This window comes from Arenibacter antarcticus (assembly GCF_041320605.1).
Classification (GTDB): Bacteria; Bacteroidota; Bacteroidia; order Flavobacteriales; family Flavobacteriaceae; genus Arenibacter; species Arenibacter antarcticus.
Genome location: NZ_CP166679.1, coordinates 4,089,647 through 4,111,669, shown reverse-complemented (window position 1 = coordinate 4,111,669; position 22,023 = coordinate 4,089,647). Strand labels below are relative to the sequence as shown.

Annotated in this window: 17 protein-coding genes; 14 read left to right on the top strand and 3 right to left on the bottom strand. The window is 38.5% G+C overall.

The window, feature by feature from the left end:
• Positions 1-29 precede the first annotated feature (29 nt).
• The 12 genes from KCTC52924_RS16910 to KCTC52924_RS16855 all read left to right on the top strand — a co-directional run bounded on the left by KCTC52924_RS16910 (position 30) and on the right by KCTC52924_RS16855 (position 14,467).
• A complete protein-coding gene (locus KCTC52924_RS16910; RefSeq protein WP_251805940.1) occupies positions 30-545 on the top strand; it encodes a YqhA family protein in 516 nt (171 codons plus the stop codon).
• Between the two features lie 132 nt (positions 546-677).
• A complete protein-coding gene (locus KCTC52924_RS16905) occupies positions 678-1,181 on the top strand; it encodes a GreA/GreB family elongation factor (protein ID WP_251805939.1) in 504 nt (167 codons plus the stop codon).
• Positions 1,182-1,319: 138 nt separating this feature from the next.
• Positions 1,320-1,808 (top strand): GbsR/MarR family transcriptional regulator, encoded by a 489-nt coding sequence (locus KCTC52924_RS16900; protein WP_251805938.1) that lies wholly within the window; start codon positions 1,320-1,322, stop codon positions 1,806-1,808.
• Between the two features lie 117 nt (positions 1,809-1,925).
• On the top strand, positions 1,926-2,750 hold the full coding sequence (locus KCTC52924_RS16895) for an META domain-containing protein (protein WP_251805937.1): 825 nt from the start codon (positions 1,926-1,928) through the stop codon (positions 2,748-2,750).
• A 112-nt stretch (positions 2,751-2,862) separates the two neighbouring features.
• On the top strand, positions 2,863-3,762 hold the full coding sequence (locus KCTC52924_RS16890; RefSeq protein ID WP_251805936.1) for a DMT family transporter: 900 nt from the start codon (positions 2,863-2,865) through the stop codon (positions 3,760-3,762).
• Between the two features lie 104 nt (positions 3,763-3,866).
• A complete protein-coding gene (locus KCTC52924_RS16885; RefSeq protein ID WP_251805935.1) occupies positions 3,867-4,352 on the top strand; it encodes a GbsR/MarR family transcriptional regulator in 486 nt (161 codons plus the stop codon).
• Positions 4,353-4,535: 183 nt separating this feature from the next.
• The gene (locus KCTC52924_RS16880; protein ID WP_251805934.1) at positions 4,536-5,663 is read left to right on the top strand and encodes an efflux RND transporter periplasmic adaptor subunit; all 1,128 of its coding nucleotides are present in this window, start codon (positions 4,536-4,538) and stop codon (positions 5,661-5,663) included.
• A gap of 23 nt (positions 5,664-5,686) precedes the next feature.
• The gene (locus KCTC52924_RS16875; protein ID WP_251805933.1) at positions 5,687-8,830 is read left to right on the top strand and encodes an efflux RND transporter permease subunit; all 3,144 of its coding nucleotides are present in this window, start codon (positions 5,687-5,689) and stop codon (positions 8,828-8,830) included.
• A gap of 4 nt (positions 8,831-8,834) precedes the next feature.
• Positions 8,835-10,238, top strand: coding sequence for an efflux transporter outer membrane subunit (locus KCTC52924_RS16870; RefSeq protein ID WP_251805932.1), 1,404 nt, complete (start codon positions 8,835-8,837; stop codon positions 10,236-10,238).
• Between the two features lie 43 nt (positions 10,239-10,281).
• Complete coding sequence (locus tag KCTC52924_RS16865) at positions 10,282-11,379, top strand: mechanosensitive ion channel family protein (RefSeq protein ID WP_251805931.1); 1,098 nt, start codon at positions 10,282-10,284, stop codon at positions 11,377-11,379.
• 74 nt (positions 11,380-11,453) lie between these two features.
• On the top strand, positions 11,454-12,728 hold the full coding sequence (locus tag KCTC52924_RS16860) for a chloride channel protein (protein WP_251805930.1): 1,275 nt from the start codon (positions 11,454-11,456) through the stop codon (positions 12,726-12,728).
• 275 nt (positions 12,729-13,003) lie between these two features.
• Positions 13,004-14,467 (top strand): potassium/proton antiporter, encoded by a 1,464-nt coding sequence (locus tag KCTC52924_RS16855; RefSeq protein WP_251805929.1) that lies wholly within the window; start codon positions 13,004-13,006, stop codon positions 14,465-14,467.
• Between the two features lie 150 nt (positions 14,468-14,617).
• On the opposite strand, the gene KCTC52924_RS16850 is transcribed toward KCTC52924_RS16855, so the two are convergent.
• Entirely contained in the window at positions 14,618-16,924 is a 2,307-nt protein-coding gene (locus KCTC52924_RS16850) for a glycoside hydrolase family 65 protein (protein WP_251805928.1), read from the bottom strand.
• Positions 16,925-17,104: 180 nt separating this feature from the next.
• The gene (locus KCTC52924_RS16845; RefSeq protein WP_251805927.1) at positions 17,105-18,484 is read right to left on the bottom strand and encodes an MFS transporter; all 1,380 of its coding nucleotides are present in this window, start codon (positions 18,482-18,484) and stop codon (positions 17,105-17,107) included.
• Between the two features lie 435 nt (positions 18,485-18,919).
• Here KCTC52924_RS16845 and KCTC52924_RS16840 point away from each other — a divergent pair, with 435 nt between their 5' ends.
• A complete protein-coding gene (locus KCTC52924_RS16840; RefSeq protein ID WP_251805926.1) occupies positions 18,920-19,345 on the top strand; it encodes a two-component system response regulator in 426 nt (141 codons plus the stop codon).
• Positions 19,346-19,481: 136 nt separating this feature from the next.
• Here the strand turns inward: KCTC52924_RS16840 and KCTC52924_RS16835 are convergent, their stop codons facing one another.
• Positions 19,482-20,972, bottom strand: a complete 1,491-nt coding sequence (locus KCTC52924_RS16835) for an acyl-CoA dehydrogenase family protein (RefSeq protein ID WP_251805925.1) — start codon at positions 20,970-20,972, stop codon at positions 19,482-19,484.
• A gap of 229 nt (positions 20,973-21,201) precedes the next feature.
• On the opposite strand from KCTC52924_RS16835, the gene KCTC52924_RS16830 reads away from it, so the two are divergent.
• Positions 21,202-22,002, top strand: coding sequence for an aspartate dehydrogenase domain-containing protein (locus KCTC52924_RS16830; protein WP_251805924.1), 801 nt, complete (start codon positions 21,202-21,204; stop codon positions 22,000-22,002).
• Positions 22,003-22,023 lie beyond the last annotated feature (21 nt).

Sequence of the window (22,023 nt, the reverse complement as noted above, 5' to 3'; positions counted from 1 at the left end):
TCACAAGCCGTGAACACAAAAATATAATTATGAATAAACCGTTTTACGCCTTTCGCTATATCAGTTGGATAGCGATATTGTTTTCACTTTTAGGATCCCTGCTCCTTTTTATTATGGGGGCCTTAAAAACGCTGAACGCGTTTCGGGTATTCTTTTTGGGGTATATCCCAAAGGACAAGGCCCATTTGCACACCGTAGATATCGGTATTACCTATCTTATCAAATCATTGGATACCTTTCTGATCGCTTTGGTGCTGTTCATTTTTGCCCGCGGGGTGTATACCCTATTTATTTCCAATACCACTAGCAGCGAGAGCAGCGGGGTCCTTAACTGGATCAAAACCCCAAACATTGGCCATTTAAAGAACATTTTAGGTGAGGTAATCGTGATCATCCTTTTTGTAAAATTCTTGGAGGTGGTATTTGTCAATATTGGTAACCTGAGCTGGGAATTATTAATACTACCTATCTCTATAGTATTGATGGCAGTGGGACTAAAAATCCTAAAACTCAACAAAGTAGAGGGGGAAAAGGAAATGAAATGAATTCCTATTGGGAGGTTTAATCGTGAAAATTTCGTTTTATTTGTTTGTATAGAAGATATTTAATAAACTGTAATAAGTTACTAAATTAGTAGGAATAATAATAGGTAAGGTTATTACAACAAAAGCAAAATCATGAGCAGGGGATTTGTAAGAGAGGATGATCAAGAAGAAATTCCGTTAGTACCACCTAGGGCCGACTTACCAGATGGGGTTACCAATTATGTGACCCAAACAGGAATGAATGCACTATTGGATGAAAAAAAGGAACTTATGGAAGAAATTGCGAATTTAGACAGTGCCAACGAAAGTGAACGTAGAATAGCGGTGAACCATATCAATGCTAAATTACAATTACTGAACAATAGGATTTCTACGGCCAAAATAATCCATTTGCACGAGCAACCAAAAGATGAAGTTAGGTTCGGCGCAATGGTTGTCCTGAGGGTAATGGCGACAAATAAAACTCAAAAATTTCAGATCGTTGGTGTGGATGAAGCTGATATTACAAAAGGAAAAATTGCATTTATCTCTCCTATTGCAAAAATTCTGATAGAAAAAAGGGTAGGGGATAAGGCAGTATTACAATTGGCAAATGAAAATCGTGTTTTTGAAATTTTAGATATTAGTTACCGATAATGGGTTCATTGCAAAATCAATAGACCATCATCCGTGAAAAGTTCTGCATTTCCCTAAATCTAGGTTTATAAAGTAAATAAGTTTACTATATTGTTAACTAGTTATACCTTAGCAGAAACTATCTAAAGAATCATTAACTTGAATATTACAGAAGTAAAAAAACAACTTATTGAAGAGATTGGTCTAGGTATTGGAGACCGTATGGGGGTGTCCCCACTTGCAGCGAGAATTTATGCGCTCTTGACACTTTCGTCTTATGATGGTTTAACTTTTGAGCAGGTGAGGGAAGCCTTAGGTTCCAGTAAGAGTTCAACCTCAATTAATCTCAATGTGCTTACACAGCTTAAATTTGTAGAATACTATACCAGACCTGGGGATCGTAAAAGGTACTTTAAAGTCGCTAAATATTTTCAGAAGAATTATTTAAATCAATATGCACTGACCTTAAATAATGAAGTGGGCCTAATTGCCAAAATAAACACGTACAATCAGGAACATTATCCCGAGAAATTCGTAAATGAAAAATCTATGGGCACCATTATGCAAGATTACCTAAAGGCGCAACAAAAACTAGTAGAAAGCACCCTGAAGAAAATGTCCGATTTTCTGGAGGATAAAAACCCATAGTCACAGTACCGAACTACCTTGCTCGAATTTAAATTTAACAAAATTTTATTTTAGTTAGTTCTAATAGTTACGAACTAATAAATATCTTTGCAAAGTATACTAAACATTATATAATTTATGAAGACAAAATTGATTCCTATATTGCTATTGACCATTAGTGCCATTAGTTGTACTACTCAAAAAAAACTAGCTACTGAAACAGCCTCAAAAAGTGAAATGGAAATACAAGCAAGTTTAACCGATACCCAATGGATACTTACGGAACTTGAAGGGGAAAAAGTAGATGTAGACCAAGGGGAGAACAAGAATATTAATTTTCTTTTAAACAGTAAGGACAATACCTTTAGTGGTTTTTTCGGATGTAATACGGGATTTGGTAGCTTTATCTTGGAGGATGGGAATAGAATTCGCTTCACTAATATGGGGACAACTCGCATGGCCTGTCCAGATATGACCATTGAAGAATCTCAAGTTTTGGAGGCGTTTCATTTGGCAGACAACTTTACCCTTAATGGAAATACTCTTTCATTGAATGTAGGACGAAGGGCTCCCTTAGCGGTTTTTAAAATGGCAGAAATACAAAAAGATCTGATAACGGAAAAATATTGGAAATTGAAGACTTTGGAGGGCAAGGAAGTGAAAATGGCTGATAATCAAGAGCGTGAGATTTATTTTATGCTTAAGACTGATGAAAATAGAGTTGTTGGTTTCGCAGGCTGTAATACTTTTGGAGGTGAGTATAGCCTTGAAGAAGGGAATCGCATCAGATTTACACAACTACTATCTACACTTAAGGCCTGTCCTGATATAGCGGTGAGCGAAGCCGAGTTTTTAAAAGTTTTCGAATTGTCCGACAACTATACCATTGATGGTGATACCTTAATGCTCAATGTGGGTAGAAGGGCACCTCTGGCCGTGTTTGAGGCAGTTTATCTAGATTAAGGTTAACCATACTACTTTTATCAGGAGGTAAGCTACCCCTGAGAATAAAGGGAATATTAAATATTTTAAAAAGCAATTGCTCCGAGCAATTGCTTTTTAACGTTACCGGATTATGGAAAAAATAGTCGAAAACAAATGGTTTCTCCTCATTGTTATAGCACTGACTTGGGGTAGCTCTTTTATTCTGATTAAAAAATCTTTATTAGTATATACTCCTTACGAAATTGGCGCCATCCGTGTTGGCGTATCTGGCCTGATTATGGCATATATTGGGATTCCTGCGTTGAGAAAAATGCCTAAGAAATTGTTGTTTTGGGTTATCCTGACTGGTTTTTTTGGAAATTTTTTCCCCATGTTCCTTTTTCCCTTGGCGCAAACCCAAGTAAGTAGCTCCCTTGCTGGAATATTGGATTCCTTGGTCCCTGTTTTTGTGCTGATATTCGGATTTTTATTTTTTGGGATCCGCAGTAGATGGATACAATTTATTGGAGCAATTATTGGTTTTATCGGGGCAGCAAGCCTCATGTTCTTTTCGGAAACCAGCACAGAGGATTCCCAATTTTTCTATGCCTTATTAGTTGTTCTGGCTACCGCTTGTTATGCTATAAGTGCCCTTATCATTAAAGAAAAATTACAGGAGCTTCCCTTCCTAGAATTATCTAGCGCAGTATTCACGGTATGGATGGTCCCTTCGTTTATGATTCTATTTTCTTCTGGTTTTTTCCAAAACTTTGAGGCAAACGCTGAATCCTATGAAGCCTTGAGATACTTAGGGATTTTAACCATTTTGGGGACTGCCATTGCCATGATATTATACTATAAACTTATACAAAATACTTCGCCCGTATTTGCTAGTACCGTTACGTACTTACTTCCAGTGGTGGCAGTAATTTGGGGTTTATTGGATGGGGAGCGTTTTACTATATGGTATATGTTGGGTGGAATCCTGATTCTTATCGGAATCTATTTAATTGGGAAAAACAAAGATCTTAAACGTCCTCCCTTAAACTAATTGGACTCTTTTTTGATGACAGCTATCATATTAACAAAAATTTATATTTCATTGGTTCGTAAATTTCCGAACTAATCATACCTTTGCGTTAAAATTTGATAGGTATGTCAATGGTAATCCAAGAGAAAAAAGTACTAATAGAGGAGATCGGCCTTATTTTAAGTGAAAGGGCAGGTCTAGCCCCCTTAGCCGCACGTATATATGCCACTTTAATACTCTCCTCTAATGAAGGCTTAACTTTTGACGAGATTATTGATATTACAGAAGCTTGTAAAAGTTCGGTTTCCAGTAATTTAAATGTCTTGTTACAACTAGATTATGTAGAATTCTATACTAAGTCGGGGGATAGGAAGCGATACTTTAGAACCTCCCCAAACTTTGTAAAGAATGCGATGAAACAACATGGAAATTTGCTTAATAAGGAGTTAGAAGTTATCAATAAGATCAGGGATTATAATAAATTGAACAATCCTGATAAATATAATAATGATGAAACTGTGGGAAATATGTATCAAGATTATTTGGTAGCACAGTTAGAGTCTATCAATAAAAAGGTACAGGAAATCAGTGATCTACAGAATCAAACTTAAATAATCCATTAACATATTCAATACCCAATACTGGAGAACTTCCGGACTATAATTTAATTGCTCACTTTAAACTAAGAATAATTTACTCACCAAATGAAATGAGCATGACCGAAAACTGCTCGCAAATACGAATGAAGATATGCGAATCGCATATGCCCGTTAAAAAGCAATAAATATCTACATATGAAAACAACTTTTAAAACTGCTATTCCCATTTTATTATTAACGATTTTAGCTTCCTGTGGTAGCGATAAATCAGGACAGATTAGTGCGCAAGCAAGACCTGCGCTTCCATTTCCAGTAATGAATGTTCCTACTAAAACCGTAACTACATATGCCTCATATCCTACTAATATAGAAGGAATTGTAAACAGTGAGGTGAGGGCCAAAATCTCTGGCTATATTACTGAAGTTTTAGTTGATGAAGGGGAAAAAGTACGAAAAGGTCAGGCGCTCTTTAAATTGGAGACTCAATCTATGAACCAAGATGCGGAAGCGGCAAAGGCCAATGTTAACGCGGCGCAGGTGGAGGTAAATAAACTACAACCATTGGTAGCTAAAAATATCATTAGCGAAGTACAATTGGAAACCGCCAAGGCAAAATTACAACAAGCGAAGAGTGGATATAACAGTATTGCGGCAAATATTGGCTACGGTACCATTGTTAGTCCGGTAGACGGATATATAGGGGCAATACGCATGCGTACAGGCGCCTTGGTGAGTCCTACCAATCAGACTCCACTTTCTACGGTTTCTAATATCAGTAAAGTATATGCATATTTTTCCATGAACGAGAAGGAGTATCTAAACTTTTTACTAAATGCATCTGGTAATACCAAGCAAGAAAAGATAGCAAATTTACCCGAGGTAACTCTGATATTGGCCAATGGTAAGGAATATGACCAAAAGGGCACCATAGAAACTATCAACTCACAGATAAATCCCAATACAGGAACAATAACTTTTAGAGCGTTATTTGACAATACCGCGGGCTTGTTAAACAATGGCAATAGTGGTACTATAAAAGTACCTTCTGTTTTTGAGAATGTCCTTGTGGTGCCACAAGAGGCCACTTTTGAGCAACAGGAAATGACTTTTGTCTATGTGCTTTCCGAAGATAATACGGTAACCTCCAAAGCCATAAGAATTAAAGGTAATGCCGATAGTATGTACATCTTGGAGTCTGGACTACAAGAAGGAGAGACCATTGTTGCCAAAGGTGTTGGAAAACTTAGAAATGGAAGTTCCATTACACCACAGAAGGTAGAATTTGAACAAGTGGCTCAACTTAGACAAACTGAGTTTCAATAAAAAATAGGAAATACAGAGAAACCATGATTAAGACTTTTATCACCCGTCCCGTACTTTCTACGGTAATATCCATAATTATTGTGATTTTGGGGCTGTTGGGTTTACGATCCCTATCGGTCACCCAATATCCCGATATCGCCCCCCCTACTATACAGGTAACGGCTAGTTATCCTGGAGCCTCAGCGGCAACCATATTAGAAAGTGTTATAATTCCTTTAGAGGAACAGATAAATGGGGTGGAGGGAATGACCTATATTACCTCTACTGCCACCAATAACGGAACTGCGGCCATTACCGTATATTTTAACCAAGATGTGGATCCAGATATTGCAGCGGTAAACGTACAGAACCGTGTTGCACGGGCAAATCCCATGCTACCGCAGGCAGTAAGGCAAACAGGAGTGCTTACCCAAAAGCAGCAGACAAGTGCTTTAATGTTCATTAGTTTCTATTCTGATTCAGAAGATTACAATGATGTTTTTCTACAGAATTACCTAAAGATCAATGTGGTGCCTACCTTCCAGCGTGTAGAAGGGGTAGGAGACGTAAACGTATTTGGAAGTAAGGACTACGCCATGCGCGTGTGGTTAAAGCCTAATAAAATGGCTGCATATGGCTTATCTCCCTCCGATGTTACCGCGGCCATAAATGAACAGAGTCAAGAAGCTGCTGCAGGTACTATTGGTGAAAACCATGGAGAGGCTTTTTCCTATGTAATTACCTATGATGGTCGTTACAGGACCGAAAAAGAATATGGAGATATCGTGATTAAGGCCCTAGGTGACGGGGAGTATCTCCGATTAAGGGATGTGGCCACTGTTGAATTGGATGCACAATCTTATTCTAGTAGTGCTAAAACGGACGGACACCCCAGTGTAGCAATGGCTATTTATCAGACTCCTGGTTCCGATGCTCAAAAGATAATTGAGGAAATAAGGAGTGAACTGGGAAGTTTGGAAAAAGGCTTCCCAGAGGGCATAAAATATGTTATCCCTTATGACACTAACGAGTTTTTGAATGCTTCCGTAGAGAAAGTGGTGCATACTTTTATAGAAGCCTTTATTTTAGTCTTTATAGTGGTCTTTATTTTCTTACAGGATTTTAGATCCACCTTAATTCCAGCGATTGCTGTTCCAGTATCGATCATAGGTACCTTCTTTTTCTTAAACCTTTTTGGATATTCCATTAACCTATTAACGCTTTTTGCCCTATTGTTGGCTATTGGTATTGTGGTAGATGATGCCATTGTGGTAGTAGAGGCGGTACACGCCAAGATAGACGAAGGAGCAAAGGATATAGAAAAGGCCACCGTTGAGGCAATGGAGGAAATTACAGGGGCTATTATTTCTATTACCCTAGTTATGGCCGCGGTATTTATACCAGTGACCTTTATTACTGGTCCTACTGGAGTATTCTATGAACAGTTTGGGATAACCCTTATTGTGGCGATCCTCATTTCTGCCGTTAATGCCCTTACTTTAAGTCCAGCATTATGTGCTCTTCTTTTAAAACCTCATACAGAGGAAGAAAATAAAAAAACCTTCCTACAGCGCTTTTTCCGTGCTTTTAACGCTGGCTTTGATGCTACCGTAAGGCGATATGGAAAATCACTTGGATTTTTGTACCGTAACAAATGGATCACAGGAGCTATTCTTGTAGCTTCTATTGTGGGAATTGTTTGGGCTTCCAATACTACTCCGTCTGGATTTGTACCTGATGAAGATAGGGGATTGGTATTTGTCAATATCGAATTACCTCCAGGGGCGTCCATAGACCGGACGGCGGAAGTAAACCGTGAAATATACAGTAAAGTTAAAGATTTACCAGGGGTCAGTAGTGTTACTCTTATTAATGGAATTAGTATCATTAATGGAGCGGGAAACAACTATGGTCTAGGGTTTATTAAACTAGATGAATGGAAAGATCGTGAAACCGATGATCTTTCTACCAAGGCTATTACCGGAAAATTATTTGGTATTGCAGCAACAGTTTCCGATGCTAACATTATTTTCTTTTCCCCTCCGAGTATTCCAGGTTTTGGAAACTCGTCGGGAGTAGAAGTGAATCTTTTAGATCAGTCCGGAGGTGATTTTAGTGAACTGGATCAGGTGAATAAAGAGTTTATAGGAAAATTGATGCAACGACCAGAACTTATGTATGCGCAGTCTTCCTTCAGCACTGAATATCCACAGTACAAGTTGGATATTAACGTACCCTTGGCAAAGGATTATGGCGTAAATATAAACAGTATATTCAATACGCTTCAAGGGTATATAGGAAGTATCTATGCGGCTGATTTCTCTCGTTTCGGGAAGCAGTACAGGGTCTATATTCAATCCTTACCGGAAAGTAGGGCCGAAAAGCAAGATTTAAACAGTCTTTATGTGAAGACGAAAAGTGGGGAGATGGCTCCTATTACTCAGTTTGTGAGTGTAGAGCGAGTCTTTGGACCGCAATCGGTAACTCGTTTTAACCTTTTTAATTCAACCAAAATAACAGCTGCCGTAAATCCAGGATTTAGTACTGGGGATGCTATTTCTGCTGTGGAGGAAGTTTCTACAGAGTTACCTGCCAATTTCAGCACTGCTTATTCTGGACTAACTCGTGAGGAGATCAATGCTGGGAACCAAACCACCGTTATTTTAATATTGGTAATTGTGTTTGTGTACTTCTTATTAAGTGCCCAGTACGAAAGTTACTTATTACCTTTTGCCGTATTATTTTCCTTGCCACTGGGAATATTTGGAGCCTTTATATCCACTAAATTCGCAGGTTTGGAAAACAATATTTATTTCCAGATTGCTTTGATCATGTTGATTGGGCTCTTGGCTAAGAATGCTATTTTGATTGTGGAGTTTGCCATACAAAGAAGAAAGAAGGGAGAAACAATCTTCGATTCCGCAATTGACGCTGCAAAAGCTAGATTGCGACCAATTTTGATGACCTCTTTCGCCTTTATCTTTGGTTTATTGCCTTTGGTCTTGGCTACTGGTGTTGGTTCCGAGGGGAACCGTGCCATTGGAACCGGAGCTGTTGGAGGATTATTGATAGGTACTATTTTAGGCGTATTTGTTATCCCTATCCTCTTTATTTTGTTCCAGTGGTTGGATGAAAAAGTGAGCAGAAAGCCTAAAAATCAACATTTAGAAATTCCAGAAGAAGTATAAAACTATGAAATCAGCACGATTAAAGAAATATATAATTATTGCCAGTATGCCAGTACTATTGGTATCCTGTTTTTCAGCAAAGGACTATGTACAGTCAGATCAGGTTCAGATTGAAGAAGGTACCTTTAGAACGGACCAACTTTCTCAGGACAGTCTTTCTGTTGCAGAAGTCTCATGGAGAGCACTTTTTACTGACCCGGTACTTACCCAGTATATAGAGCAGGGACTTGCCAATAATATAGATATACGGGTGGCCTTGCAGCAAATAGTTGCTGCAGAGGCTTACCTAAAGCAAGGAAAAGCTGGGTATCTCCCAACTCTTTCTGCCAATGCGACGTATACCCATCAGGAACTGTCTAAGAATAGCAGTTTAGGTGCTTTAAGCAATTCTCAAGATCTGTACGGGCTTAGCGGAAATCTTGCTTGGGAAATAGATATATGGGGGAAGATCCGCAGTAATAAAAGAGCTTTTCAAGCTTCATATTTACAAACAGTTGCTGCCCACCATGCTGTGAAGACAAGGCTAATAGCCAATATTGCATCGGTCTATTACCAGTTGCTCACCGTGGACGAGCAAATTGAGGTTACCAAAGAGACTATAGTTACACGTAAACAAAGTCTGGAAACTACTAAAGCATTGAAGGAGGCCGGGAATGTTACCCAGGTTGGTGTAAAACAGACTGAGGCACAACTCTATACTGCAGAGGCCATATTGGTAGACCTGAATAATCAGGCATACCTATTGGAAAACACCTTATCCGTGCTACTTGGTGAGGCACCAACGGCTAAGGAAAGGACCCTTTTAGAAGACCAGAACATTTCCACAGAACTAGTTATTGGGGTGCCAGCACAGCTTTTGCACAATCGCCCAGATGTTATGGTTGCGGAATTGGAATTGAGAAAGGCGTTTGAACTTTCTAATGTAGCAAGGAGCAGTTTTTATCCCTCCCTAACTCTTTCGGCCACAGGAGGCTTTCAGAGTCTGGATTTAGACCAATTGTTCAATGCCAATTCCCTTTTTGCCAATCTAGTAGGAGGCTTAGCACAGCCTGTATTAAATGGACGAAAGATTCGCACTCAATATGAGGTTTCCAAGGCACAGCAAGAAATGGCCAGTTTAAATTTTAAACAGTCAATTCTAATTGCAAGCAGGGAAGTATCGGATGCTATGTATTCCTTTGGTACGGCAACCGAAAAAATAGCCATAAAACAAAAGGAATATGACGCTTATGCCTTGGCTACGGAGTATTCTCAAGAATTATTGAATAATGGTCTAGCAAATTATTTAGAGGTCTTGCGGGCACAGGAAAACACCTTAAATTCTAGCTTGGATCTAGTAAATACAAGAAATAGACAATTACAATCCGTTGTAGATTTATATGAAGCATTAGGGGGCGGATGGAAATAAGTTATATTTTTGGCTACTGTAACTTTGTTACCACCATAAAAAGATGACTGATTTTTTTGAACTTTACAGACCACACTTAATTTTTGGTCTATTAATTATTATCACGGTTTTGGTACTGCGGGGGTTAACTAACCTGCTTTACCACTGGCTACTAAAAAAGGGAGATCAAAAATTTCCTGGAGAAAGGCCTAAGGCAATTCATTTGGTAAAGCGTATCCTTAATTCGTTATGGATTCTACTTGGCCTAATTGCCTTAGGCTTTATTTTTGTAGGGGAGAATAGGTACGGGATACTTAAACACAATTTTCTCCTACTATTATATTTGGGCTCGGTGGCGGTGATTACTATAGCACTGACAGCCTTTGCCAATTTATGGTTTAAGCGTGAAATTCAACGGAAGGCCGTCACAAATGCCGATGCGACAAGCATCAAGTTTTTGGGCTATGTGGTAGTTTTTGCTATATATACGGTAGGATTGCTGTTTGGACTCCTTGCTTTCCCAGCTTTCCGGGGAGTTACACAGACCGCTTTGGGCGGGGCTGGGGTACTGGCCTTAATAGCAGGGGTGGCTTCCCAAGAAGCTCTCGCTAACCTAGTGGGAGGTATTTTCATCATCAGTTTTAAACCCTTTAAAATAGGAGATATTATTAAGATAACGGATAGTATGGTTGGGACTGTTCAGGATATTACCCTACGGCATACGGTAATCCGTAATTTTGAGAACAAAATGATTGTAATCCCCAATGCTATAATCAATAAGGAAAAATTGATCAATTACAACTTAGGGGATCTCAAATGTTGCGAGCATATAGAGATCGGTATCTCTTATGATAGTGATATTGCCCTCGCCAAAAAGATTATGCAGGAAGAATGCGAGAAACATCCCTTAATTCACGATAACCGCTCCAAGCTAGACATAATAGATGATAAACCTATGGTAAGGACAGCGCTCACAACATTAAACGACTCATCCGTTACGCTAAGAGCTTGGGCATGGACCAAGAATTATGGCGACTCCTTTAACTTGAAATGTGATGTCTTGGAAAGTGTAAAAACGCGTTTTGACAACGAGGGAATTGAAATCCCCTTTCCTTACAGGACTGTGGTTATAAAAGAAAACACGAAGAAAGAAGACCAATAGGATATTGAGGAAATAGCTTGTAAATCGGAATCATCGCCATTTGAAAGACCTTACCATCCATAAAAAACAATATTTTGAAGCTTAAACGCAGAAGAAAACTTGTAACCTACCTAAATATTCTAGATCAGCCTATTCGATTTAATCCCTTTGTTTTTAGTCGTACTTTCCTCTTATGGGCATTGTTAGGGTTAATTGGTGGTGTTATTGCTGGTCTCTATTGGATTGTGTTGCAGTTTTTAACACATAAAATCGCTTATTTTGAAGGTTGGGTAGTGATTCCAGTTATGGCGATATGCGGTCTCTTGGCAGGATTAATCATTCATTTTATTGGAGATCCAGGCGAAATCCATTTAATTGTAAATAACATCCGCTTCAATAAGGGAAAACTAGACCCCAAGAACAATCCATCCATGATCCTATCCTCCCTGCTGTGTGTGGCATCTGGAGGAAGTTTGGGTCCGGAGGCACCTTTAGTACAAGTAACGGGTTCTACAGGCACTTGGTTGGGGAAGATATTTAGATTAAAAGGGGAAGAATTGCGCTCTTTAAGCATTGCTGGGATGGCTTCCGGATTTACGGCCTTGTTTGGGGCACCTTTGGGGGGAAGTTTGTTTTCCTTAGAAATATTACACCACAAACATGCCGTGGAATACTACAAGGCTATTATCCCAGCCTTGGTGGCCAGTAGTTTCAGCTATGTTATTTTCGCTTTGATCATTCAATTGGGGCTTGGAGCTACTTGGAACTTAAAAACGTATGAGTATTCTGGTCTGTTCGATTTTGGACTGGCAGTGCTATTTGCTATGATCGCCACCTTTGTGGGTTGGGGATTTATTTACTGTGTGAAATTTTTTAAAGCCTTATTTCAAAAAAAACCACTTCCCATTTACATAAAGACTTTGATCGGAGGGATCTTGTTGGGGACTATAGCTTATTATTTTCCATTGACCAGGTATTTTGGGCATCATGAAATAAATGAACTGTTGGATTCCCAAGCCTCACTTACCTTATTGTTGGGGCTATTGATTTTTAAAATACTGGCGATTTCCATTACGGTAACTTCCGGTTGGCGCGGGGGATTTATCATTCCTCTATTCTTTGTGGGGACTACCCTTGGGTTGATTATTCATCATATTTTTCCGGCTACCAATCCTACTTTGGCCATTATTAGCTGTATGGCCGCAATTAATGCCTGTGTCACCCGGACTCCTATGAGTACTACTATCCTACTTGCTACATTAACTGGGTTCACTTATTTTATCCCCATTCTGTTCGCTAGCTTAACAGGGTATTTTTTAGCTCCTAGGATTCCTTTTATCGGGTCACAAGGGGAAGCTGAGAAAGCTTAACTAATATGTTTTATTTAATTAATTTACAACCAGTTGATTACGATGTCTTACCGAAACTATAGGATTATTTAATTTGGAGGAGGAAATTCTGTTCTATTGGAACCATATATCAGCTTTGATGGTCTGCTTCTGAATGGTAGGAGGCGTAGAAAACTATGGGATAAATTGATTCGAGAACGGTTTATTGATCTCCCTTAAATTTTAAATAATAGATTCATTTCTTGACCAAATTTATAAAGAAGGGTTATTTTTGCAAAAATTGTAATTAGAGCAATATGAATTTAACCATCGAAAATATACTGTTAGTTGGCTCATTGCTCCTTTTTATAAGTATTGTTTTAGGTAAGACCTCCTATAGATTTGGTGTCCCCATCTTATTGCTTTTCCTAGCGATTGGAATGCTGGCAGGTTCTGAAGGTATCTTAGGTATTCGGTTCGACGAACCAAAAATTGCCCAATTCATTGGGATTGTTTCCTTAAATTTTATTTTATTTTCTGGTGGACTCGACACCAACTGGGGAGAGGTTAGGCCCATTCTCAGGGAGGGTATTGCATTGTCTACCATTGGGGTGCTACTGACCGCAGTTTCTATTGGGACCTTTGTATGGTTTATTACAGATTTCACTATTTATGAGAGTATGTTATTGGGATCTATTGTTTCCTCAACGGATGCAGCAGCAGTTTTTTCTATTCTCCGGTCCAAAAATTTGGCACTCAAAAAGAACTTAAGACCTACTTTGGAATTGGAAAGCGGAAGTAACGATCCTATGGCCTACGTGCTTACCGTTGCTTTCTTGACCCTAGTGGTGAATCAGGACCAAAGTTTATGGTCTATTATCCCAATGTTTTTACAGCAAATGATTGTTGGAGCCATTGCTGGATTTGCCTTTGGAAGTGTAAGCAAATACGTCATCAACAAAATTAAATTGAGTTTTGAGGGACTTTACCCTGTATTGGTAATAGCCCTTATGTTCATTACTTTTTCAGCAACCGATTTTTTAGGTGGTAATGGGTTCTTATCTATTTATATATGTGCAGTTTATCTGGGCAATCAGGATTTAATACATAAAAGATCAATATTGAAAATGTTCGATGGTCTTGCCTGGTTAATGCAGATCGTACTGTTCCTTACTCTGGGACTGTTGGTTTTTCCTTCGGAAATTGTTCCAGTTATGGGAATCGGACTGCTCATTTCCCTATTCCTGATCATTGTAGCCCGACCAGTTAGTGTGCTCCTTAGCTTAATGTTTTTTAAAATGAAATTCAGGAGGAGGGCCTATATTTCCTGGGTAGGTTTGCGAGGGGCAGTTCCTATTGTGTTTGCGACTTATCCGCTCCTTGCAGGAATAGATAAGGCAGATATGATCTTTAATATAGTTTTCTTTATTTCCGTTACTTCAGTACTTATCCAGGGCACCACACTTTCTATTGTGGCTAAATGGTTAAGGGTTGCTTTACCTGCACAGAAAAAGAGGATGACCGCTACAGATTTATTATTAATGGACAATCCAAAAACATTGCTAAAGGAAATACCTATAGATTCTGATTGTAATGCCGTTAATAAAAAGATTGTAGAATTAGGTTTTCCCAAGCATGCCATAATTGCGATGATTAAAAGAGAGGGCGAATTTATAACCCCTAATGGTTCCACTAGGATAGAGGATAAGGATACACTTTTTGTTCTTGCGGATAAGGATGAGATTATTGATGAGGTAAAAAGGGTGCTTGGAAAAAAGTAATACGATAATTGGGTGGTTTCACCCGTTCATTATAACTCCTTATTGTACAGGCGTCCTTAGCATTTTTATTGTTTTAGTCCATCAGAATCAGTTAAACCGTAAACCAGGTCGAGCTACACCACCTATTTTTGTCCCTATTTACTTTAAATTTTAAGCGGTAATAATAGTGTTTTGAGAAATGGTTATCGATTTTCCATTGACCATAATTTGCAGCTGTTCGCCCTTTGTCAAGGTAAAATTGGACTCATTTTGTGAGATAGTTACCTGAATGGTATGGTTTCTAAAATTGACCTTAAAGGTATAGGCATCCCATTGTTTTGGAATTTTTGGTTGAAAGGATAAAGTATCATTAACCACCCTCATTCCGCCAAAGCCCTCCACTATACTCATCCAAGTACCCGCCATAGAGGTGATATGCAAGCCTTCTTCCACTTCCTTGTTATAGTCGTCTAGATCCAATCTAGAAGTTCTTAAATAGAAGCTATAGGCTTGGTCCATCCTATCTAATTTAGCGGCAATGATACTATGTACGCAAGGGGACAAGGAGCTTTCATGTACGGTAAAAGGTTCGTAGAAATTAAAATGACGTTCTATTTCCTCCCTACTAAATTGGTTTTCAAATAAATAGAAGCCTTGCAAGGTGTCCGCTTGTTTAATATAAGGGGATCTTAAAATTCGGTCCCATGACCATTTCTGATTTATAGGGCGTTGTGACTTGTCTAAGCCCGCAACGGTGGTAAGCTCTTTATCCAAAAACCCGTCTTGTTGTAAATACACTTGGTGCTCTTCCGAATATGGAAAATAGAGATTGTCTGCCACTGTTTTCCACGTTTCAATTTCTTTTGAATCAAGAGCTACTTTTGTAATGATCCTATGGTAATCGTTGTTATAATCAGTTGCTACTTTCTCTAGGGTTTCCATGGTAAAATTGAGGCACCATTGGGCAATGTAATTGGTGTACCAATTGTTATTGATATTGTTCTCGTATTCATTAGGACCTGTCACCCCTAGGATAACATATTTGTTCTTATCCGTGGAAAAAGTGGCTCTTTGCTTCCAAAATCGAGCAATAGCGATCAGAACTTCCAACCCTTTTTCTGGAATATAAGAGTAATCGCCTGTATAACGATAATAATTAAAAATTGCAAAGGCAATGGCTCCGTTTCTATGGATTTCCTCAAAGGTTATTTCCCATTCGTTATGGCATTCTTCCCCATTCATTGTAACCATGGGGTATAATGCCGCACCCTCGGTAAAGCCTAATTTTTCTCCATTTTCAATGGCCTTTTCCAGATGGTTGTACCGATACTCCAAAAGCTTTCTACCTACCTTTTGCTCCTTTGTGGCCATGTAGAAGGGCAGGCAATAGGCTTCCGTATCCCAATAGGTGCTCCCGCCATATTTTTCTCCAGTAAAACCTTTGGGGCCTATATTTAATCTGGCGTCGGTGCCTAAATAGGTTTGGTTTAATTGAAAAATGTTAAAGCGTATGCCCTGTTGCGCCTTTATATCGCCCGTTATCATAATATCGGATGTATCCCAAATCTTGGACCAAGCAATTTTCTGCGCTTCTAATAGCTTGTAAAACCCCAATTTAATAGCTTTTGATAACGCTTTCTTGGCTGCAGGGATCAATTGGTCCTTATCGTGATTTCTATCCACGGTATACCCGGCATATTTGTGAATAGTGAAAACTTGATGCTGTTCAATTTCCGAACTGTAATGAAAGTAAATTTTTTTATCCAGTTTTTCTACAGTAGGGGATAGGGTAGCGGTAGTACCATTCACAAAGCATTGAGACTGCATAAAAGTGCAGGTGTTAAAGTTGGTCTTTAGGGTATGTGCCTCAATAAAGGCCATATTGTTTTCATAGGCTATATTGGTGATTTCCCAAAACTTGTCGTCCCAATTACTATCTTCGTTAGTAATACCAGCATCAAGATAGGGGGTATAGGTGATTTTAGCGTCCCCAGAAATAGGGGTAATGGAATAGGATATGGCGCCAACTTCATCTAAAGACAGACTTAAGAATCGTTTGGTTTCTATCTTTATTGTCGTATCATTTTTTAAGGTGGCTGTGAGACTTCTAGACAACCAACCTTCTTGCATGTTTAGCTCTCGTTTAAAATTAGATACCGAACTGCAATTGAATAAATCCAAGATTTCTCCATTGACAGCAATATTAATACCGATCCAATTAGGGGCATTCAGAACCTTTGCAAAATACTCCGGATACCCTTTTTTCCACCAACCTACCTTTGTTTTATCGGGGTAATAAACTCCCGCGATGTAGCTCCCTTGGAAAGTTGGTCCTGAATAATATTCCTCAAAATTAGCCCTTTGTCCCATGGCACCATTTCCCAAACTAAATAAGCTTTCCGAAGATTTGACCATGTCCGGATTAAATCCCTCTTCTATAATGGACCACTCGTTTGGAATAATATAATCTTGATTCATAGGTAATTCTTTTATTTACAATAAGATAGTGTTCTTAAATGATGTATGCTAACACCTTGTTTTTATGGTCTTAAATCTAATTACTGTATCCTCTAAAACAAAGCTTTTTTAAAGTGCTTTTTTCTAAAGGTCCCTCCTTTCAAAATAAGTCCGCCAAACCATAAAAGTATTCTTTCCTAATCAATTTCCCTCCTTAATTTGGTAAGAAATGGCATGTTTATCGGTAATTAATAGATTACAGAGACCTGCTATAAGTAGGCTTATTCCGGCAATAATCATGGCGTTTATGGTTTCCTTCCCCAAAAGATTGGATACTAAATTTATCCCTCCCAGGGCGGCTATAATTTGTGGCAGAACGATAAACATATTAAAGATACCCATAAAAACACCCATTCTATTCGGGTCTACAGCGCTAGACAACATGGCGTAGGGCATAGATAAAATGCTGCCCCAGGCAAACCCTATTAAAATAAAACATCCGGAAAGGTACGCTGGGGAAGGGATATAGTACATTAAAATAAATCCTATTCCCCCAAGGAAAAGAGAAAACATATGTACCCATTTTCTGTTGACATTTCTTATGGCGGTATACAAAACCAGGATTAGGGCAAATGCCATTGAGGACAAGCCGTAAACACCCATATAGGCGCCCACTAGATTGGAAGATTTTTGAAAAGCGGTGTTTTGTACTTGAAAATCTGCCAGTTGAATGGGGTCCTTAAAATTAAACGACGCTTCTATTGGTGCTGGGTTGTTGAAGACATGTTCGGTTAAGGCGGGATTTGCCAAACTCCACATAGTAAAGAAGGCAAACCAGCTAAAAAACTGTATGACGCCCAATTTCTTCATGGTTGAGGGCATATTACCAATATTATCGACAATATCCGTGACGAAATTATTCTTTTTTGTCTTTTCTATTTTAAAGGCTTCCATATCTTCTGGAGGATATTCCGAAGTAGTGAATATGGTGTAAAGAATACTCAATAAAAACACGAAGGCCCCAATAGCAAATGCTATTTTCACCGACATAGGGACCACTCCTGAAGGTGCAGAATCGCTAACACCCAATTGGGAAATCATCCATGGTAAATTACTGGCGATCCAAGTACCTATCCCTATTATTAATGTCTGTATTACAAAACCGTAAGACCGTTGAGAATCTGGCAGTTTATCAGCTACCAATGCCCTAAACGGTTCCATGGAAATATTTATGGATGCATCCAAGATCCATAAAAAACCTGCTGCCATCCATAAGGTAGGGGAATAGGGTACAAAAAATAAAGCTATTGAACTTAAAATGGCACCTATTAAAAAGAAGGGCCTTCTCCGCCCCCAACGGGCGCTCCACGTTTTATCACTTATATACCCAATGATTGGCTGAACAATTAAACCAGTTAAGGGAGCTGCGATCCATAATAGCGGAATCGCATCTTTTTCTGCACCTAATGTTTGAAAAATTCTGGACATAAAACCCCCTTGAAGGGCAAATCCAAATTGAATTCCTAGAAATCCGAAACTCATATTCCAGATTTGCCAGAAACCAAGTTTCTGTTTTTCCATAATATTGAACTAAAATAAAATGTACATACTTTAGATATAGTGCGTATAATTGGAGGGAAGAGTGAGTAAATATATAAAAATTAATTACAAGTTGATCCACCACAGATTTTGAAAAAGATTTCATATTGATGAGATCAGTAATGATCACTTTTCGCGTATAAATCCTGTTCTTTCTACTTAGTTATATTGGTGCCGAGAATAATTCAGTAGCTAGTTCCCTTTTGGTACACCCATATGGTTTCACTGTGAAAAGCACTAGTGTTGATAATAGGAATATTTCAATCTAAAGTGAAATAAGTGATGCAAATGGTTCAGTTTTAAGAAATATTTAATACCATAATCCATAAAAGTAAGGTTATTCTTAAAGCAATCACGATTGTTAATTTTTAATATTGTTTACTTTTACATATTGCTTTTCACAAATTGTTTATTAGAATGAATTTAATCGAGAATCCACTTGTTTACATTATTGATGACGATCTGGTTTCCCAGTTCGCCACGCAATACAGATTGAAGCAGGAAATGGATAGCTGTGCCTTTATCAGCTTTGATTGTGCAAAGGATGGATTGAAAACTTTCGTAGATCAATTATCAGATAGTAAACAACTTCCAGATATTTTACTGTTAGATCTGGAAATGCCTATAATGAACGGGTGGGAATTTCTTAAGGAATTTGGGAATATTTATAATAGCAAAATACCGACAGAGATCTATGTCCTTTCGTCATTTTCCAATCCTGATGATAGGCTGAAAGTAAAAAACCATCCCTTGGTAAAAGGGTATTTTAATAAACCTCTCACCAGATTAGATACGCAACAGATTATTGTGAATAAACGAAACTTAAAACTAAAAACTCGCTAACTTCTAGTTGTATTCCTCAACATTAATTTCAATCTTTTATAATGCTGGGTAGGTTCTATGATGCCTGAGTTGCTCTTGTTTTATCGCTAATTTAAGCAAACTGGGTAAGTCACATACTTCCAAACAGTCACAAAGTCTAAACAAAATCATACCAATGACTATTCTCTTGATAATCATTAATTTGCACCACAGTATTCTTACTTTGAAAAGAATTGACCAATTGCGAGACGTCACATTTTAAGACCTCTGTACAGTTTGCTATTAAATCCTTTCGGAAACCCTTTTCTTCCATTTCAAACACGAAATTTAAAGAAATGATCCTTGAGAATATTTTCCCTAAATCCACCAATTTCCTTTGGTTTAACCCTGGGCTAAAGGTGAAATCCATTTCATTTTTGAAATGAGCATGTGATTTATCGGTAAGGCTAAAATCTTTTAGAAAAGCATAGACATTGTATTCGTTTTTACGCTTCATAAGCTTACCAATTATTTCAGCAATCTGAGTATATAGCATTTCATTGGAGCCCTCAAATATTTGAAAAGCCCTAGTGTCCATAATTCCCCTTCCCGCTATGTTGTCCATCTTAAAGCCTGTAGATCCGTATAATTGCGTTGCAATTTGTGCCGACTCTTGCATAAGGTCGGTTACAAAGGCCTTCATGGAGTTGGCTTCTATGCCAGCATCCGAAAGATCGTTATCTATACTGCTATGTTTGCTACTTCTAAAGCACATGGCCGAGGCTATCGTAAAGGCGCTCTGGATTTTCGAAATCTGATATTGGACCATATCGAGTTCATTCAATTTTTTGGTACCAACGATTCTTTCCTCGCAATGTTTTATAGATTCGTCCAGCATTCTTTTGATGAAACCAAGTGCCATCCCTGGAAATTGCATTCTACTTCTATGTAGTATGTCCAGCATCATTTTAACTCCTGAGGTAGCCGGTTCTAGTTTAAATTGAGACGGCACACTAATATCTACCTTATTCTTTCCATAGGGAATCATATAGAGACCTAGATTGTCATAATATTCCTCCACCACGATCTGCTGCTTAGGCTGGGTAACATCGCAGATGAAAAAATCAATATCCCTATTTAGATTTCCCTTACTGTTTTTTCCACGTGATGCGATAATCCAATAATCGGCCATTCCTGTTAAGCCTTGCCAATGTTTTGTTCCTTTTATGGCATAGCTGTCCCCAATTTTTTCATTATAGGTCTCCATACCCAGTGCATTGCTGCCAAAATCTGGTTCGGTTATCATTAGACCGCCCATATTCTGTTTTTCCAAAAATCTATTGAATATGTTGGACTTTACGTCCGCATTGGCATATTTTGCAACCGGTTCTAAGAACAGGGCTATATTTATCCCAAAAGTCAGAGATAGAGAAAGAGATTCATAGGAAGCAGCTGATAAAATCCCTAAACATTCCTTTACCTTTAATCCGCGTCCCCCAAAATTTTCTGGAATTGCCACCGACAATGGAGATTTATCCATGATTTCCCTCAGAGCAACTGGAGGGATGCCCCGTCCTTTGCTGAATTGGTCTATGTCATACCTTTCGTGAAAAACGCTTTTTAAAATACTTTCAAACTCTTTAATGTACTCGGGAAAATTTTTATGCATGCTGTAATTCAATTCAATTCAACGGATATTTTATTCTATAAGCAAAATTAACTCACGCAATTTAAACTAAAACTGATAATTATCAGTTTTAATTCCTTAGAAATTATCAATCTCAAAATTCCAAAAGAATTGTTGTTTTCCATATGAAAAAGAGAAGCGCGAGAGATACTGCAAATATAGCGATTATATAGGGTTGTTTTAAGCTGATAAACATACTATCTTGGGCGACATGAAAATAAAAACACTTGCTATAGTAGGTTGTGGTAAACTTGCCCATATTGTGGTTGAAGCCATGAATTCGGGTCTCTTGTCCCATTATCAACTTATTGGGTCCTATTCCCGAACCTTTGAAAAAGCGGAGGAAATAGCCAATTTGATTTCTAATTCACAGCCTAGTGATCTATGTATACCCTGTAAATCCATAGATGAGTTATTGGCGCTTCAACCGGACTATATCATTGAGGCGGCTTCTCCAGATTCGTTTCGGGAATTTGCCTTGTCCGCATTGAAGAACGGTTCTTCCATAGTTACCCTTTCCATTGGGGCTTTAGCAGATACATACTTCTATGAAGAGGTGAAGAAAACGGCAAGTGAAAACGATACCCGGGTACATCTCGTTTCTGGTGCCATAGGTGGTTTTGATATAATGCGGACCATTTCCCTTATGGGAAATTGTACCGTAACTTTCGATACCGAAAAAAGTCCGAATTCCCTTAAAAACACCCCGGTATACAAGGATTCCTTGCAAACTGAAAAGAAAATGGTGATGAAAGGGAACGCTATGGAAGCCATTTCCCTTTTTCCGTCTAAGGTAAATGTGGCAGTTGCAGCCTCACTTGCTACCGTAGGTCCTAAGGATATGAAGGTTTCCGTTACCTCTACACCAGATTATGTTGGAGATAGGCATCGTATAGAGGTGAAAAATGATCAGGTACATGCGGTAGTGGATGTCTACAGCAAAACGTCACAGATTGCTGGATGGAGCGTTGTGAATACCTTACGCAATATTACCTCGCCTATTGCTTTTTAAGATAAGCTTTAATATTGTACA